This is a genomic window from Vibrio sp. 03-59-1 (assembly GCF_013114135.1).
Classification (GTDB): Bacteria; Pseudomonadota; Gammaproteobacteria; order Enterobacterales; family Vibrionaceae; genus Vibrio; species Vibrio cortegadensis.
The window spans coordinates 49,231-65,927 of the sequence record NZ_VTYA01000016.1 but is presented as its reverse complement, the minus strand read 5'-3'; the positions used below and the strand labels follow the sequence as shown (position 1 = coordinate 65,927).

At 42.9% G+C, this 16,697-nt stretch carries 17 protein-coding genes; 5 read left to right on the top strand and 12 right to left on the bottom strand.

Annotated features, from left to right (window positions below; all coding sequences use genetic code 11):
- Nucleotides 1–210 precede the first annotated feature (210 nt).
- A complete protein-coding gene (locus F0249_RS15785; protein ID WP_113795483.1) occupies nucleotides 211–768 on the top strand; it encodes a LysM-like peptidoglycan-binding domain-containing protein in 558 nt (185 codons plus the stop codon).
- Nucleotides 769–774: 6 nt separating this feature from the next.
- Here F0249_RS15785 and F0249_RS15780 read toward each other — a convergent pair whose 3' ends face one another.
- From F0249_RS15780 to F0249_RS15765, 4 genes are all read right to left on the bottom strand, one after another.
- Complete coding sequence (locus F0249_RS15780; RefSeq protein WP_017051453.1) at nucleotides 775–1,662, bottom strand: DMT family transporter; 888 nt, start codon at nucleotides 1,660–1,662, stop codon at nucleotides 775–777.
- Between the two features lie 7 nt (nucleotides 1,663–1,669).
- Nucleotides 1,670–2,122, bottom strand: coding sequence for a GNAT family N-acetyltransferase (locus tag F0249_RS15775; RefSeq protein ID WP_171757161.1), 453 nt, complete (start codon nucleotides 2,120–2,122; stop codon nucleotides 1,670–1,672).
- Between the two features lie 69 nt (nucleotides 2,123–2,191).
- A complete protein-coding gene (locus tag F0249_RS15770) occupies nucleotides 2,192–2,761 on the bottom strand; it encodes a Crp/Fnr family transcriptional regulator (protein WP_171757160.1) in 570 nt (189 codons plus the stop codon).
- Between the two features lie 232 nt (nucleotides 2,762–2,993).
- Nucleotides 2,994–4,955, bottom strand: coding sequence for a bifunctional 2',3'-cyclic-nucleotide 2'-phosphodiesterase/3'-nucleotidase (locus F0249_RS15765; RefSeq protein WP_136994901.1), 1,962 nt, complete (start codon nucleotides 4,953–4,955; stop codon nucleotides 2,994–2,996).
- 320 nt (nucleotides 4,956–5,275) lie between these two features.
- Here F0249_RS15765 and cysD point away from each other — a divergent pair, with 320 nt between their 5' ends.
- From cysD to cysC, 4 genes are all read left to right on the top strand, one after another.
- Nucleotides 5,276–6,184 carry a sulfate adenylyltransferase subunit CysD gene (gene cysD / locus F0249_RS15760; protein WP_017051457.1) on the top strand — a complete coding sequence of 303 codons (909 nt, stop codon included), beginning with the start codon at nucleotides 5,276–5,278 and terminating at the stop codon, nucleotides 6,182–6,184.
- A gap of 18 nt (nucleotides 6,185–6,202) precedes the next feature.
- Complete coding sequence (gene cysN / locus F0249_RS15755) at nucleotides 6,203–7,633, top strand: sulfate adenylyltransferase subunit CysN (RefSeq protein ID WP_171757159.1); 1,431 nt, start codon at nucleotides 6,203–6,205, stop codon at nucleotides 7,631–7,633.
- A 142-nt stretch (nucleotides 7,634–7,775) separates the two neighbouring features.
- Nucleotides 7,776–9,500, top strand: a complete 1,725-nt coding sequence (locus tag F0249_RS15750) for an SLC13 family permease (RefSeq protein WP_113795488.1) — start codon at nucleotides 7,776–7,778, stop codon at nucleotides 9,498–9,500.
- A 65-nt stretch (nucleotides 9,501–9,565) separates the two neighbouring features.
- Nucleotides 9,566–10,207, top strand: a complete 642-nt coding sequence (cysC, locus tag F0249_RS15745; RefSeq protein ID WP_017051460.1) for an adenylyl-sulfate kinase — start codon at nucleotides 9,566–9,568, stop codon at nucleotides 10,205–10,207.
- Between the two features lie 56 nt (nucleotides 10,208–10,263).
- On the opposite strand, the gene F0249_RS15740 is transcribed toward cysC, so the two are convergent.
- The 8 genes from F0249_RS15740 to msrA all read right to left on the bottom strand — a co-directional run bounded on the left by F0249_RS15740 (nucleotide 10,264) and on the right by msrA (nucleotide 16,679).
- Nucleotides 10,264–11,163 (bottom strand): TIGR03899 family protein, encoded by a 900-nt coding sequence (locus F0249_RS15740; protein ID WP_017051461.1) that lies wholly within the window; start codon nucleotides 11,161–11,163, stop codon nucleotides 10,264–10,266.
- A gap of 305 nt (nucleotides 11,164–11,468) precedes the next feature.
- Nucleotides 11,469–11,909: a DUF3299 domain-containing protein gene (locus tag F0249_RS15735; RefSeq protein ID WP_141707871.1), complete on the bottom strand. Its 441-nt coding sequence runs from the start codon at nucleotides 11,907–11,909 to the stop codon at nucleotides 11,469–11,471.
- Nucleotides 11,910–12,018: 109 nt separating this feature from the next.
- Nucleotides 12,019–13,284, bottom strand: coding sequence for an ABC transporter permease (locus F0249_RS15730; protein WP_171757158.1), 1,266 nt, complete (start codon nucleotides 13,282–13,284; stop codon nucleotides 12,019–12,021).
- On the bottom strand, nucleotides 13,281–14,003 hold the full coding sequence (locus tag F0249_RS15725) for an ABC transporter ATP-binding protein (RefSeq protein WP_171757157.1): 723 nt from the start codon (nucleotides 14,001–14,003) through the stop codon (nucleotides 13,281–13,283). The genes F0249_RS15730 and F0249_RS15725 overlap by 4 nt, the downstream gene beginning before the upstream one ends.
- 73 nt (nucleotides 14,004–14,076) lie before the next feature.
- Nucleotides 14,077–14,775: a DUF2796 domain-containing protein gene (locus F0249_RS15720; protein WP_171757156.1), complete on the bottom strand. Its 699-nt coding sequence runs from the start codon at nucleotides 14,773–14,775 to the stop codon at nucleotides 14,077–14,079.
- Between the two features lie 183 nt (nucleotides 14,776–14,958).
- Entirely contained in the window at nucleotides 14,959–15,246 is a 288-nt protein-coding gene (locus F0249_RS15715) for a DUF2607 family protein (protein ID WP_171757155.1), read from the bottom strand.
- 81 nt (nucleotides 15,247–15,327) lie between these two features.
- Nucleotides 15,328–15,879 (bottom strand): YtfJ family protein, encoded by a 552-nt coding sequence (locus F0249_RS15710; RefSeq protein ID WP_017051467.1) that lies wholly within the window; start codon nucleotides 15,877–15,879, stop codon nucleotides 15,328–15,330.
- A gap of 173 nt (nucleotides 15,880–16,052) precedes the next feature.
- Nucleotides 16,053–16,679, bottom strand: a complete 627-nt coding sequence (msrA, locus tag F0249_RS15705; protein ID WP_171757154.1) for a peptide-methionine (S)-S-oxide reductase MsrA — start codon at nucleotides 16,677–16,679, stop codon at nucleotides 16,053–16,055.
- Nucleotides 16,680–16,697 lie beyond the last annotated feature (18 nt).

Here is a 16,697-nt window from a genome sequence, read left to right as displayed (position 1 = left end):
TTAAACCGAGGAGGAAACGCTAAAGCCTCTTTCGAACAGGAAAAGGCACACGATGTGACATTACTCAGGTTACTAAGTATCTTGTAATTATGCATTCATTCACTATGGGTCGAAATAGTGTAACAAGGTTAAGGAAATTGATGCTTTCCTCTATACTCAAGCGGCAATGCTTTTTATAATATTGATTCAAAATAAAGGAGATGTGTAGCGATGAATCGTCGACACAAGAAAAAGCAGCAAGTTAATTATGTTGAACTGGCAAAAGCGAAATTAAGCGCTTTTGATGGAAAAATTGTGCTTGCTCGTCTTAAGAATTTTTGGCAGGGTTTACCGCGTCTACATCGCCGTATAATCAGCGTGTTGGCTCCTTTAATTTGTATTCTGGCTCTTTTACCTGCACCAAAGCCTAGTATTAAAAGTCCAGTAGTGAATGAACGTGTTGAGCTGAGTATTAATACTCAAAGTTTAAGCGAACAGCAAAGCACGGAACAATCCTCTTTAAAATCTGAATCATGGCGTGAATACACGGTTAAGAATGGCGACACCTTATCGCAAGTTTTCCGTAATAATTCATTGCCGATGACAGATTTAAATGCGCTGGTAAAAATAGAAGGTTCTGATAAGCCATTAAGCCAAATTAAGAAAGGGCAGTTAGTCCGTTTTAAATTGGCATCTGATGGCAATTTGGACATTCTACAATTGGAAAAAGGGAGTTCTTCAGTGATGTTTTTCCGTTTATCTGATGGTGGCTTCGGAAGAAGTAAATAGAAAAAATTACTTACTAGAACGGGGCGTGACAAGTTGCTGGCTTATCCATTTTTTCGGTATCAATGGTAATAAAATTAAGCAGATACCGATTACGGTCAGCCAATTAGGTATTTCATCAAACCACCATACTCCCAAGATCGCAACGAATATTAACCCTGAATATTCTGCAAGTGCAATTTGAGACGCTGGCGCTTTTTTATAGGCGACAACGGCTAGACCATTATAGGTCAAAATTAGAGACGCACTTAATATTACCCACCCAAGTTCAGCTACGCTTATCGGCTGCCAATTCAGCACTGCTAATACACCCGCCACGGGAATAGACATTAACGTCGTCCACATCAATGTGGTGATCACAGGTTGCTCTGCTGGTATTTTTCGGACTAATACATTAAATAATGCGAGTGTACATGCGGTGCCAAGAGCGAAAAAAGCAGCCCAATGAAACTCCGAAGGTCGAAGAACAATCATCACCCCAATGAAACCTACCACAGTACCAATCACTTTATTTAAGCGTGGCTTTTCGTCTAAAAGCCATACCGATAATGGCAACATCAACAGTGGTGCTGCATAGAAAACAGCGTTAGCCGTTGCGAGAGGGAGATAGGTAATGGCTACCATCATACAACCACTGCCAATCAAAACTAAGTGTGCTCGTATTGCCGTGACTCGGCGGTTATTCAGTACTCTTTTGGATTTCGATTGGCGAAGCCAAAAAGGAAGGATCAGCAAGAGTGACATTACTTGGCGGATGAAAATGTATTGGTATGGTGATATCCCTCCGTCCAACAATTTAACCGCAACATCAGATAACGAAGCGGTTAAATTTCCCAGAATCAGTAAGGTTACCGCCAAATTGGTTGGTGACACATTCGTGAAAGGGTTACCTAGCATTGAGGTTCTATTTTTCTAAGCGCATATCAATATGCGGAATGTCATCTTCCAAATAGGTCTCTGAGATACTTTGAAAACCATGCTGCAGATAAAAATGCTCTAGATGTTCTTGTGCGCCGATGTCGATGGTTTCGCCCGGCCATAGGTTTTCGCATTGTAATAACGCTTGCTTGACGAGTTGGTGACCTAAACCTGTACCACGAGCACTCTCTTTTGTTGCTACTCGGCCAATACTGACATTGTCATAGCTGATACCTGTTGGAAGGAGTCGAGCGCAAGCCACTAAGTTTCCGTTATCAAACCCCATGAGGTGATGCACGCCATCGATGCAATCTTTACCATCTAATTCAGGATATGGGCAGGTTTGCTCAACAACAAAAATATTGATCCTGAGTTGAATAAGTTCATAAAGTTGAGAGGTTGTCAGTTGAGAGAAAGTCGCCAGTTGCCAAGAGATCATATACACACCAAATTGCTTAATCGATAGCTACAATCTATCAAGTTCGTGGCTTTCTGACATTAACTTATGTTAACTCTTTTCTTTGATGCGAGCTTTAATTCGGCTCAGGCTGATGTGAGTGATACCAAGGTAAGCGGCAACTTGATAATCGTTCAAGCGAGCTAATAAATCCGGGTAGTGTTGGCAAAATAGCTCGTATCGCTCTTCTGGGGTGTATAGCAGCATGAAACGCTCTTTGTTCTCCTTATACATCAATTGAGTTTCAATGAGCTTTAGATAGAGCGGGTGAGACTCTTCTCGCCATGAGTGCAACGCCTGTGTTGGGAGGCATAGCAAACTGACAGGGGTTAATGTCTCAAGCAAATATGGGGATGGTTGGTTCTTGATTAAGCTTTCAAACCCAATCATCCAATCTTGATCCCAATAAAACTCCTTACTGAATTGTTTGCCTTGCTCTGTTAAATAGCATGCATGGCAGAGCCCTTCAATCAGGAAGTAAATGGAGTCAGCGACTTCCCCTTGGTTGACTAAAATATGTCTTGTGGGTAGTTCTAATGGCTTTGCTATTGAGAGTAGGTTGTCTATCTCGTTGGCATCAAATCCGTTCATTGATAGTTGATGATGTAGCTGTTCATGCATGAGAGTGTTCTTCCAGAATATGCGCGTTATGGGGCCTATCATATACTGAAATACCTAGCCGTTGCGATGTTAGAGGAAACCATAGGTAGACCTCTAGTCATCTGACTGCCAATGCAACGTGTCATGGATTGTGGATTGCGCTAACGGAAAATCGTGGCGAAATTAGGAAACATAAACAAAAAAACGCAGCTCAAAGTGAGCTGCGTTTGAAAGTAATACGCTTAGCGTTAATTTATTTCGCTAAATCTAGTTTGTAAACCGCAAAGCCAACTTCATCTGTCGCGACTTGTGTCATTGGGTATTGACCTTTGTCTTTGATAAATTGCGCGGCTTTTTCGCTTGGGGATGTTTCAAAGCGAATATCGAGTTTTACATCCGTCTTGATTGGTGCAAATGACCAGTTGTTGTCTGCACTTGGAATTACTTGGCCTTTCTCTTTGCTTACGCGTGAGATGTAGCTTGCTAGTACCGTACGGTTCTCATCTGGTGCATCAAACGCTACGAAATCACTACCAGTACCTGGGAACTTGTTGCTGTAAGCACGGTAGTTGTTTGTTGCAATGATGAACGGTTGCTTCATATCGATTGGTTTACCTTGGTAGGTTAGGCCAACAATACGTTGCGAATTAGCGTTAATGACTTTGCAGTTGCCGTCGTATTTCGCAGGTTGAGTAATATCGATTTGGTAGTTTACGCCATCGATAACATCAAAGTTATACGTACGGAAGTTGTCCCAATCGATCAGCGATTGTGATGCTGTGCTGTTAGGATCGATCTGCTTGAATTGACCAGCTGAACACTCAAGCCACTCTTTTACTTCGCTGCCTGTTACTTTCATTGCAACTAAAGTGTTTGGGTACAAGTAAAGATCCGCAGCGTTACGGAACGTTAGTTGGCCAGATTCCACTTCAGTAAAGTTAGCAGGATCGTTACCACGACCGCCGGCTTTAAATGGTGCCGCAGCTGATAGAACTGGCGTTCCGTCTAGGTTTGGATCACCTTGGATAAAGCGTTCTACGTAATCTTTTTGTGCTAAGTTAACAATTTGAACAGTAGGATCATCTTGAACCAATGCAAGGAAGCTGTACATGACATCGCTTGCTTTACCGATTGGTTGGTTAACAAAGTCACGTGTACCATTGTGATCTTCTTCAAGTGCTTTCAAAATACCAGTATCGGCTTTTGCAAGAGACTGTTTAGTTTTCTTGTTGTAGATTGGACGAGCTTCAGATTGACCTGAAGTCACTTCCCAACCGCCGTCTTTTTTCTCTAGAATAAGATCCATTACCCCAACGTGGCTACCCCAACGACCTGGCATCACTGCCGCTACGCCATTCATGGTGCCTTTTTCGTTGTCGATACCTTCAATACCATCAAACCCTTTACCTGGGAAAACCGCGTGCGCATGGCCAAAGGCAATCGCATCAATGCCTTCAACCTCTGATAAGTAGAAGCTTGAGTTTTCTTCACCGAGTTTATGAGGTTCTGTAGAGACACCTGAGTGTGGGATCGCAATAATAACGTCCGCACCTTCTTTCTTCATTTGAGGTACGTAAAGTTCAGCGGTCTGCTTAATATCTTTCGCGATCACTTTACCTTCAAGATTCTTCTTATCCCACACCATGATTTGTGGTGGAACAAAGCCAATGTAACCGACTTTAATTTCTTGAGCATTACCGTCTACATCTTTGAAAGTATGCGTTTTGATTAAGTAAGGCTTGAAGTAGTGCTCGCCAGTCTCTTTGTCATACACGTTAGCATTGACGTAAGGGAAGTTCGCATCGTTTAACGACTCTTTTAAGAAATCAAGACCGTAGTTAAATTCATGGTTACCAATGTTTGCAGCATCATAATCAAGTTGGTTCATCGCCTTGTAAACAGGGTGGATTTCACCAGGCTTAATCCCTTTTGCTGCTTGGTAATCCCCCATTGGGCTACCTTGTAGGAGATCACCATTGTCGACCAATACACTGTTAGTCACTTCATTTCGGGCTTCTTTTACTAAAGTAGCAGTGCGGCTAAGACCTGTTTTTTTCGTTGCTTTATCTTTGTAGTAGTCATAGTCCATTACGTTCGTGTGAATATCTGTTGTTTCAACGATACGTAGTTTAATTGTATCGGCCATTGCTGGACCTGCCATTGCTAGCATGCCGCCAAGAATTGCAAGAGATAGAGGTTTCACTGCCACTTTCATTGTTCGCTCCAAAATGAGGGGGAGATTAATAACGGGTGTAATGTAACAAAAGGCGCTGAAACAATGATGGATGCGGTTAATAAAGTGTGATGTGTCACGATTACTTAATAGCGTTCTGCCATGAATGTCTCAGCTTTGCTTGTTTTTTGTTCGCCCTATTTGTTTTGTAAACCGCTATTAATGTAGAAAAGTTCACCTGAAAAATCTTCCCTTATCAGCTTTTCGAATAAAAAATGAAATTTTAGAATTTCCAGTAATATATATAGATGGACATAATAGGTGCATCAATGAAGCAAGGATCGCGATAAGGAAGCAGAAAGATGGACCAACAACGTTTAACCCACTTAAAACAGCTAGAAGCGGAGAGTATTCATATTATCCGCGAGGTTGCTGCTGAATTCGGCAATCCTGTCATGATGTATTCCATTGGAAAAGACTCCTCTGTGATGCTGCATCTGGCTCGAAAAGCGTTTTACCCGGGGAAAATTCCATTCCCACTACTGCATGTCGATACCAACTGGAAGTTTCGCGAAATGATTGAATTTCGTGATCGCACTGCCAAAAAGTATGGTTTTGATCTACTGGTGCATAAGAATCCTGAAGGGCTTGAGATGGGGATAAACCCATTTGTGCATGGCTCATCTAAACATACCGACATCATGAAAACTCAGGGCTTAAAGCAAGCGTTAAATCATTATGGATTTGATGCTGCTTTTGGTGGCGCTCGGCGTGATGAAGAAAAATCGCGAGCTAAAGAACGCGTTTACTCTTTCCGAGATAAAAATCATACCTGGGATCCTAAAAGCCAGCGCCCTGAATTGTGGAAGACTTATAACGGCCAGGTGAATAAAGGGGAGAGCATACGCGTATTCCCGCTATCAAACTGGACGGAATTGGATATCTGGCAGTACATCTATTTAGAAAATATTGAAATTGTACCGCTGTATCTTGCTGAGAAGCGCCCTGTGGTTGATCGTGATGGCATGCTGATCATGGTTGATGATGAGCGTATGGATATTGGTGAAGATGAAGTGGTTGAAGAGAAAAGTGTGCGTTTTCGTACCCTTGGTTGCTACCCATTAACAGGTGCGATTGAGTCTGAGGCAAATACGCTTACGGGAATTATTGAAGAGATGTTGGTGGCAACGTCGAGTGAACGACAAGGGCGAGCGATCGACCACGATCAGTCAGGATCAATGGAACTGAAAAAACGCCAAGGTTACTTCTAAGGATCTAAGGAAAGAATAATGAATAGTGCAGTTGAAGCTGAACTCGCTGAGTTAGGCATTGAAGGTTATCTTAATCAACACCAATATAAATCGATGCTCAGATTTTTAACTTGTGGCTCGGTTGATGATGGGAAAAGTACCTTAATTGGACGTTTGCTCCATGATACGCAGCAGATCTATGAAGATCAGTTAGCGGCGGTTCACTCAGATAGCCAACGCGTTGGAACGACGGGTGAAAAGCCTGATTTGGCCCTCCTGGTTGATGGCTTGCAAGCTGAGCGTGAACAAGGGATCACCATTGATGTTGCTTATCGTTATTTCTCTACTGAGAAGCGTAAGTTCATTATCGCGGATACTCCTGGGCACGAGCAATATACGCGTAATATGGCAACCGGAGCTTCGACTTGTGATCTTGCAGTGATCTTGATTGATGCTCGAAAAGGCGTACTAGACCAAACTCGTCGCCACTCATTCATAGCTAACTTACTTGGCTTGAAACATTTTGTCGTCGCGGTCAATAAAATGGATCTTGTGGATTATTCACAACAGCGTTTCGAAGAGATCCGCGATCAATATTTATCGTTTGCTGAAAATTTGCAAGGCGATACCAATATTCAGATTCTTCCACTGTCTGCTTTAGAAGGTGAAAACGTTGCATCGGCGAGTCAAGAAATGTCATGGTTTGAAGGCCCAACTCTGTTAGAGGTTCTTGAGACTGTCGATATTGATCAAAGTCGCTCTGGTGGTGACTTCCGCTTCCCAGTGCAGTACGTCAATCGTCCTAACCTCGATTTTCGAGGTTTCTCTGGGACGATTGTTTCAGGTCAGATTGCTGTTGGCGACACGATCAAAGCACTTCCTTCAGGCAAGTTCTCTAAAGTGGCGAGCATTGTCACGTTTGATGGTGAACTACAATCTGCTCAAGCGGGGCTGGCGGTAACACTGACTCTTGAAGATGAGATTGATATTAGCCGAGGCGATCTAATCGTGTTGGAGAATGCTGAAATTGAAACAACGAACCATCTGTTAGCCGATGTGGTATGGATGACAGAGCAACCGCTTAAACCGGGTCGTGAGTATGATATTAAAGTGGCAGGTAAGAAAACACTTGGCCAAGTCAGTTCTATTCGCCATCAATACGATATTAATAACCTCTCAACCCATACGGCAAGTGAATTACCGCTCAATGGTATCGGCTTGTGTGAGTGGTCACTAACCGAATCTGTAGCGTTAGATAAATATCGTGAATGTGCGGATACTGGCGGCTTTATCATTATTGATCGCTTAACCAACGTTACGGTGGGAGCAGGGCTTATCCGTGAAGGTTTAGATAGCGTGGCGAAGGTTCAAGGTGACTTTTCTGCATTTGAAATCGAATTCAATGCATTAGTTCGTAAACATTTCCCGCACTGGGATGCGAAAGATTTGAGCCAACTACTTCGCAAGTAGAGATAAAAGTCAGCCAGTAGAGATGTAAAAGTAGGGTGTGAGATTGACTAACAATCGAATGTCTCACTTGGGGTTATGTCTCTAATTCAAATAGGTGAATGTGTGGAAGTGAGTGATCACTTTCACACTCAGGGAAGCGTTTATGTGGGAACAAGGATTTGTGTTAGCAGTGCTGCTTGGCATCATCACTTGCCTACTGACAACTAAAATTAAACCTAGCATCATATTTGCCAGTGCTTCATTCATCGCTTTTTTAGCGGGGATGATAGAGCTGAAAAGTGTGGCTGAAAATTTCACGAACTCTTCATTATTAACACTAGTTTTGCTTGTTTTAGCCTCCTGTGCATTAGAAAAAACTCGCCTTATCAGTTGGGTGAGCCGAATTATTTCTAATGGGAAGTTGGGTACAGTTGTGGCGAAGCTCGGCGTTTCAACGGCTTTACTCTCTTCGTTTACCAATAATACCGCAGTGGTGGTCTCGTTAATTAGTGCCATTAAGCGCAACCAGAAACATGCGCCATCAAAATTACTTATTCCCCTTTCCTATGCGGCTATTTTAGGGGGAACGTTAACGCTGATTGGCACTTCAACCAATTTGATCATCAACAGCTTTGTTGAAGATGTTGGATTACCTAGCCTCAGCTTTTTTGCTCCAACAATGATCGGACTTGCCGTGTTGTTTGGCGGTGTCTTGATCTTGATCCCTTTGAGCTATTTATTGCCTGATTATGACGATCAAAACCAAGATGACTTGCCTTATTTTCTTGAAGCGCGAGTAGAACCTGGTTCACCATTGGTGGGGCGTAGCGTGAGTGAAAATAACCTTAGAGCGTTACGTAAACTTTTTTTGGCTGAAGTGATCCGCGATGGCGAAACAAAAACTTCCATTGATCCAGACTTTGTACTCATGGCAAGAGATCGATTGCTGTTTTGTGGTGATGTTGAAAGTGTCGCCACTCTGCAAGAAATACAGGGGCTCACTCTATTTGGTCAGCATCACCTAAATGGACAGAGTTTTGTTGAAGTAGTGGTGAGCTCTTCGGCAAGCTTCTGTAATAAAACATTAAAAACCAGTCATTTTAGAGATAGGTTTGATGCAGTAGTTGTGGCAATTAGACGCGGACATGAACGGCTAGAAGGTGGACTAGGCAATATCACGTTAACCGCTGGGGATACCTTAGTTTTAGTTCCCGGAAAACGCTTTGAGTCGGAGAGACAAGCCCATCGACGTGAATTTGTATTGATTAATGATTTAGATTCGAGTGCAAAATTGGATCAAAGCAAGTCAACACTCGTATTGCTAGGTTTCGCTGCCGTGATTGGTTGCTCGCTATTGGGTTATGTTCCGATTATCAAAGGGCTATCGCTGTACCTACTGGCGATGATTGTGATGGGTATTATTCAGGTAGGTGAGATTCGTCGACGATTTCCCATTGATATTGTCGTTATTGTTGGCTCGGCTCTTTCTATTGCCCAGTTGATGATTTCCTCTGGTCTCTCTATGCGAATGGGGGAAATGTTCATGGAGGCATTCAATGGTTGGGGGGTATTTGGTGCTTTAGTGGCGACTTACTTTGTGACTTTGATTTTAACGGAGCTCGTAACCAATAATGCCGCTGCCGCTCTCTCTTTTCCTATTGGCTACAGTATGGCGATAGGATATGGCGTCGATCCCATGCCATTTATTATGGCGGTGTTGTTTGGTGCCAGCGCCAGTTTTATCTCCCCTTATGGCTATCAAACCAATTTATTGGTCTATAGCGTGGGCAATTATCAAATGAAAGATTATCTACGAATTGGAGTGCCGATTTCTATCGTTTACTCTGGATTGGTTTTAAGCCTGATCCCTTACTTTTTCCCATTTTGAATATATTTAAACAGTACCAAAGCATGGAAGGAATGGGCAGTTTTGGTACTTGACAAGGATTGACTATGACAACATCGACGGCTACATCAACAGCGCCACTAACAGTAAATAAAGATGAAAATATCGTTTGGCATCAACACTCGGTTGATAAAGCGTTCAGAGCTAAATTGAAACATCAGAAACCGGTAGTACTTTGGTTTACGGGGTTATCTGGCGCTGGGAAATCAACCGTCGCAGGTGCTTTAGAGTCAAAACTGGCTCAGTTAGGTCACCACACCTATTTACTCGATGGGGATAATGTCCGCCATGGTTTGTGTGGCGATCTGGGCTTTTCTGATCAAGACCGCCGTGAAAATATTCGTCGTATTGGAGAACTCGCTAAGCTGATGGCCGATGCTGGGTTGATTGTGCTTTCTGCGTTTATTTCGCCTCATCGTGCTGAGCGGCAGTTAGTGCGAGATTTATTACCTGAGGGGGAGTTTTTGGAAGTATTTGTTAACGTACCACTCGAAGTGTGCGAACAAAGGGACCCAAAAGGTTTATACAAAAAGGCGAGAGCAGGGCAAATTGCCAACTTCACTGGTATTGATTCTGTGTATGAAGCGCCATTGAAGCCTGAGATCGATCTTCCTGCTGGGGAACTATCGGTTGAGCAACTTGTTGAACTTTGTATTCAGGCGCTAAAGGATCGAGCGGTGATCTCATAAGGAGAATTAAGGGCGATGTTATGTCGCCCTTAATTCATATAAGTTCGAGTTTGATCTTAAACGGTGTGGTGAACGGTGCTTTTTACCTCGGTTTGAACGGTAAATTTTTGACTAAGTAGCCCCACCAGTTGATCGTAATATTGCATATTGGGTTTATTACCTAGCAGCTTGCATAATTCATTACCCGTCGGGCTGAAGCGGTAATAGACAAGCTTCACCCCTTTACCTAGCGGCTGCAAACTGATCTGTTTACCTTGATAGGTCAAGCTAAGTGCTGGATCAAACTCGATCTCCCCAGATTCCAATTCGGTACCAAGTAGTAGCCCAAGCTCAATCAATAGCAATAAACTAGAGTAGGGAATTTGGAAGCTACCTAAATTAATGGTGCTGGTGGTATCTCGTTTACCAAAGCTGAAGATCCCCGCATGCGACTTATACCCGAGCAGTAGCTTTCGGCTATTATCACTCCCAAAACTGCAGGCCAATGAAGCGGCTCTTTGTAAGTTTTGCGCCTCTTTCGGGGTCATGTCCTTGAGTATTTTCAATGCCTTCATCGACGTTGAACCTGGGTTGGTCACTTCTCTTTTGAGTACCTGTGCCCAGAGTCTTTGCATTGACGTGTTATGAATATCTTGAGCCATGTCGAAGAAGCGATACAACCAATCTTGATCCGGCTCTCCTGCGGTTTCATCTTTACATGATGCGTGGGTAATTTTTAGGATCTGTTCTAGGTTCTTTTGCCGCTGTTCTTTACGCTTCTTCTCTCGGACGAGTGCGCGTTCAATCAGTTTTTTTTCTGGTGCATCTTTTTGCAGCATCGCATCTAAGCTATAGCTTTGTGCAATGTTCATAACTCGACTTGCACTATCTTTTATGTATGACTTTTTTTCTTGATGCGTAGAGCTTTGAGTATTTGATTCATGCTCAATAACGATTGGTTTGTTTGTCTCTGCCATATTGGATACCGTTTCAAGGATGTGTATGCACCTAGATAAAATGTACCGCTTTAAAGGGTTTGGTGCTAGTCAAACCCTTTAAGGTGAGATCTGAACTAAGAAAATTTGACTATCACAAATGATAATAACTTGTTAAAATTGTTATCGTCAAAGTGAGGTCTTATGATGCAATTTAAACAGAATAAATGGAAGAAACAGCTGTCGATAACACTATTGCTGATAGTGTACGTCGCTGTATTAGTCTATTTATCTAAATATATTGTTTAGACTAGTCTTTTTTACTGGTTGATCATTTGTTAAAAATATTACATGTCGTCATACGCTTCTATTGACGTACCCTCAATTAAGTATCCAGTTTCAGCCAAGTCATGGTTCATCGTTTCAGTTTTTAATGTCCCTTCTAGATAAATTACATCCCATAGGTCTTGAACGGGAGCCCCTTTAGGGAATTTTACATAAATAATTTGGTTCGGTGGTGGTGGTGGAACATGGATGCAAGCACCAAAATAGGGCACAAGTAAGAACTCCGTGACCTTATTTTCATCACCTTCTAGCGGAATCACAAATCCGGGTATCTTCACCTTGCTGCCATTTAATTCTGTTCTCACCGCTCCGAGTTTTGATTGGCTCATTGTTGTGCTTGAATGATCTACGGTTGGCATTCCAAACTCATCAAATTTGTTACGCTCGCTCTTGGGGATCAGATCTATCCAGTCTAGGGTCAAGACTTCATCACTACTCGGCATCTCAACGTTTTGGCTTTCAACCTTAGAGTTTGCAAAGCTAGGGCTGGTTACCCCTAAAAAGCAGAGCAGTATTAGTAGGGTTTTTCTCATTATTGTTTACCTTATCTATTTAAATTCGTATGGTCATGCCATCACTGAGAGATTGTTTATAAGCACGAAAAGCGGGAATGAAGCCGATAACTAAACCAGCCGTTTGGACTAATCCGAGTAGCAACCATTCATGATTGCTTATTCCATTAAGTGCGATGTTGATGCCATAGTGCTGCTGGATAATTGGGCCGATGACGGCAAGCAGGGCATACAGAGTGATGACTCCAGTGGTAATACCCACGAAAGTTAATACACTTGCTTCACTTATCAGTAGAGCAAATACATGTTTTGGCCTTGCCCCCATAGCTCTGAGAATGGCCATCTCTCGTCGTCTTTCTTGTAAGCTGGTCAGTAAGCTGCTTAGCATGCCGAGTAAACCGGCAACAACAACAAATCCTGAAACAATCATTAACGCTTGTTCTGCTACCGACATCATTCCCCACAATTCATGCAGAGCAATACCGGGCATGATGGCGCTGAGTGGCTCTTTACGATAAGTATTGATTTGTCTTTGGAGCGAAAAAATCTGAATTTTTGACTTCAGCCCAAGCAGCATGGCCGTGATCTGTTGTGGTTGAAGCTTGAGTTGGTGAGCCTCTAATTGCGCTGCGGTTGGGTTGTTACCTAAATTGGCACCTGACTCCCATCCGACATGGATGGCTTCAATGGCAGGAAGTGAAACATGCACCGTTTTATCGACTGGGGTGCCTGTTGGAGCAAGGATACCGACCACTTTAAAAGGAAGGTTATCATGGCGACTAAATCCAACGTCGCTGATGCCATGAGCTAAGATGATCTCTGTCCCGATTTGATAACCAAGAGATTTAGCGACATCTGAACCAATCACAGTTTCGAATAATGATTTAAATTCAGCACCTTGGCTAAAAGTAAGTGGTTGCTTACTACCATATTTAAAATGCTCAAAATAGCTATGGTTGGTTCCCATGACACGAAACCCTTTATGAGAATCGCCTAATGAAATGGGAATCGCCCAATCGACAGAGCGGTGCTGGCTAAACTCTTGATAACTTTTCCAATCAATATTATTGGTCGCGTTGCCGATCCTAAATACAGAATAGAGCAGCAAATTTACCTGTCCAGAGCGACCACCTACGATAAGGTCGGTGCCTGAAATGGTGTTAGCAAAACTGCTTTTCGCTTGAGTTCTGACTCGCTCAACACCCATTAACAACACGACTGAAATCGCAACGGTTAAAATGGTAAGGATAGCCGTTGTTTTGCGGTTTAAGACGCTCTTCCATGCTAGGTGTGCGGTTGTTTTCATGAATCTAATCCCGCTTTGTTGATGGTTTTCAAGTTAATTGAACGTTGAAATAGTGGTTCTAAGGTTGGATCGTGGCTGACAAATATCAGTGTTGAATTTGCTCGTTCAACTTCTTCCATTAGAACGGTGATGAAAGCGCTACGATTATCATGATCAAGAGCGGAAGTCGGTTCATCTGCGATGATAATTTCAGGGTTACCAATCAAAGCTCTAGCTGCCGCAACCCGTTGTTGTTGTCCAATGCTCAGTTCGGTTACTGGTTTATGAATTAACGTGCTAGGTAGGTGTAATCTTTTGAGTAACTGTTCTGCTGCTTGCTTGATATCACCTTGGACTCTCTGCTTACGGAGAGTGGAAAATTGGCAAGGAAGAATGACATTATCGAGAACCGATAAGTAAGGCAGTAAGTTGAACTGTTGAAATATATAACCAATATGTTCCGCTCTAAAGTGATCTCGCAAACTCGGTTTCAACGTTCTTAAGTCGGTGTCTAAAATGGAGACTTCACCTTCTTGAGCTGTATTTATACCCGTCATTAACCCTAATAGTGTCGACTTACCGCATCCACTCGGGCCCTTAATAAAAAGGTGCTCTTTGGATTGGATCTCTAGAGATGGAATGAGCAACGTCGGTTCCATTTCCTCCTTCCAGCGAAAGCTGACATCTCTTAGTTTTACCACACTCTGCGTCGGTTGGTTTGAGTGATTATTCTCTATCATTGAGCTCCCCACTTGATAGTAAAATCAACATAAAGAGATAGCCAAGTAAGCACCTACTTACTTGGCTAGCTAATTAAAAGTTAAACTTGGTGTTCTTTGGTGAGAGTTCTAGTGCCGTTTGCTTAGTGTCAGTGAGCAAATTCACTTCAATCGACTCTGTACTTGGAAATGCATTGAACCAAGAGGTTTGGAATTCAGTTAACTTAGTGATGTCGCCGCATTGATAGTGGTATTCAACGGTAAATGAACCGTGTTGACCATGAGCTTCTGAATCGTGATCATGCTCATCATGGTGTTCTGCATCATCATGTTTGTCATCATGTTTGTCATGATGATCGTCATGTTTATCGTGGTGTTCTGCGTCATCATGTTTGTCTTGATGATGTTCATGTTCGTCGTGATGTTCTGCGTCATCATGCTCGTCATGGTGACTATCTGATAGCGTGTGTTTTACCGATTTGAATTCCAGTTCACAGCTTGCATTACCTGAGAGAGAAATAAGCTGTTGTGGTTGTTCTAGTAGAGCTACGGCTTTTGCAAGAGCCTGCTTCTCTGCATCGGTTTCTGGTGGGTGTTCAAATCCAACGACATCGGCGCCCGGAGCGGATATTTCAAATAAAAGTTCTTGACCATCTTGGGCGATATTTAGCTCTACATGACCATGGACATGCGCTTCGTGATCACGAAAATCATCTTCTGCGTGCGCTGAAGAAACCTGTATAGAGAGTGCGATAAGACCTGCGAGTGTTGTCCATTTTGTTTGCTGTTGCATGATGTGCCCTTTAATAACTTAAAATAGTGAAAATATTGGTCATCGCCATGCCGATACGTATCTAAAACCAAGATCTTAAAATCAAGCCCTTAAAACTCAGTACTTAAAACCGAGCTCTTACAACTAAGCTCTTAAAATTAAGTCATGGATGTGATCGTGAAATGCATAGCGGTATAGGAATAACTATTTTAGTGACGGAGGAGAACGTGCAAGGTAGGGAAAATAGAGTCGAGCCGTCGCTCTCACATCTTCTGTATTAGGGAAGAAGAAAGGTGTAAGAGGTGTGAAAATGAGTGGTGCAGAATGTGATAACCCTTGCTGGGCAACGGAAAACAACTCGCATTGATGGTGCTGGTGGTGTGAAGAGTCTAGATCAACTTGGTGTGCCGCAAATGCAACGTTAAGCCATAGCGTTAGCAAAATTGCTACTACGGTTGTTAGCTTACTTATTGACTGTCGACGTAACCACATAGTTCAAGTACGAGATGGAAAAAGGATATTGTTATACTATAACAATATCCTTAAATGGAAACCTATTTTTACTATTCGTTATTACAAACTGGCTTTAATGAGACCTAATACCTGTTGGACTTGAGTATCATCTAATGCACCTTCATGGGCGAATAAAATCTTGCCCTGCTTATCTTGCACAATAATGGCTGAGCTCTCTTCTGCTAACTCCCAAGCATTTGCAACACTGCCATTCTCATCCAGCACCATTGAAGACCATGGAAACTCTTGTTTACTCTCTTCCGCTGATGATTTCACAAATGATCCTGTCCCCCAAATGGCATCATCTTGGTTGATAATGGTGGTGGTTTGGTAGCTATCGGTTGGGAATTTGGCTGCTGTTAAGGCGGCCATTAACGGTGAATTCATTTTTTTTGAACTGCTGCGCCCCGCAATGGCATGAATCACACGAACTTTACCGAGCAGTTGTTCGTTGTTCCAAGCTTGGTAAGCCGTGTCATCGCCATTTAGGACGATTTCGCCATAAGAGCTGACGGCAATGTCAGGAACCGTTTTTCCTACTGTGAGGTTATGCGCCGATGCAAGCATAGGTGAGCAAGCAAGTATTAGAGTAAGGAGAGTCTTTTTATTCATTATTTTTTTCCGTTTATGTATTTGCTCGGCAAGTATAAAACACATTTTTGTAACATGACGAATAATTGATAGCGACTTGATTCTTTTCGGAGAATAAAGCCAGTGCTATCTGATATAGATCCCATTTTTATGCGGGTTCTTTCATTTATCCATCATTGGCTATGATGGAGCGCTTAAGCAGGAAAGCACACACCTGTGCCACCTAAACCACAATATCCTTCAGGGTTCTTTGCCAAATATTGTTGGTGATAGCTTTCTGCAAAATAGTACTGACCCGCAGGTAATATTTCAGTGGTTATGTGCGGCTGGTCTTGGTGATTTAACGCCTCTTGATAACGCAGCTTGGAGGCATTTGCTATATTGAGTTGCTCTTCACTAAAGCAGTAAATGGCGGAGCGATACTGAGTGCCAGAGTCATTACCTTGGCGCATGCCTTGAGTCGGGTCATGGCGTTCCCAAAAGTGCTCTAAAATATCCTCTAAGTGCGTTTTAGTGGTATCAAAGACAACGCGTACTACCTCGGTATGCCCAGTTAGCCCTGAGCAGACTTCATCATAAGTAGGATTCGGAGTGTAACCCCCAGCGTAACCAACAGACGTTGAAACGATGCCATCGAGAGACCAAAACAGTCGTTCCGCTCCCCAGAAACAACCCATACCGAATAGAATTTGTTGTTGCTCTGGCGCTAACGGAGCATCCAGTGCTGAGTGATTGACAAAATGCGCTTCAGTGATCGGCATTGCTTGAGAGCGTCCGGGAAGCGCATCGTTTACGTTGATCAGGGCTGTTTTTGAGAACATTACGGCATCCTTTTGTTT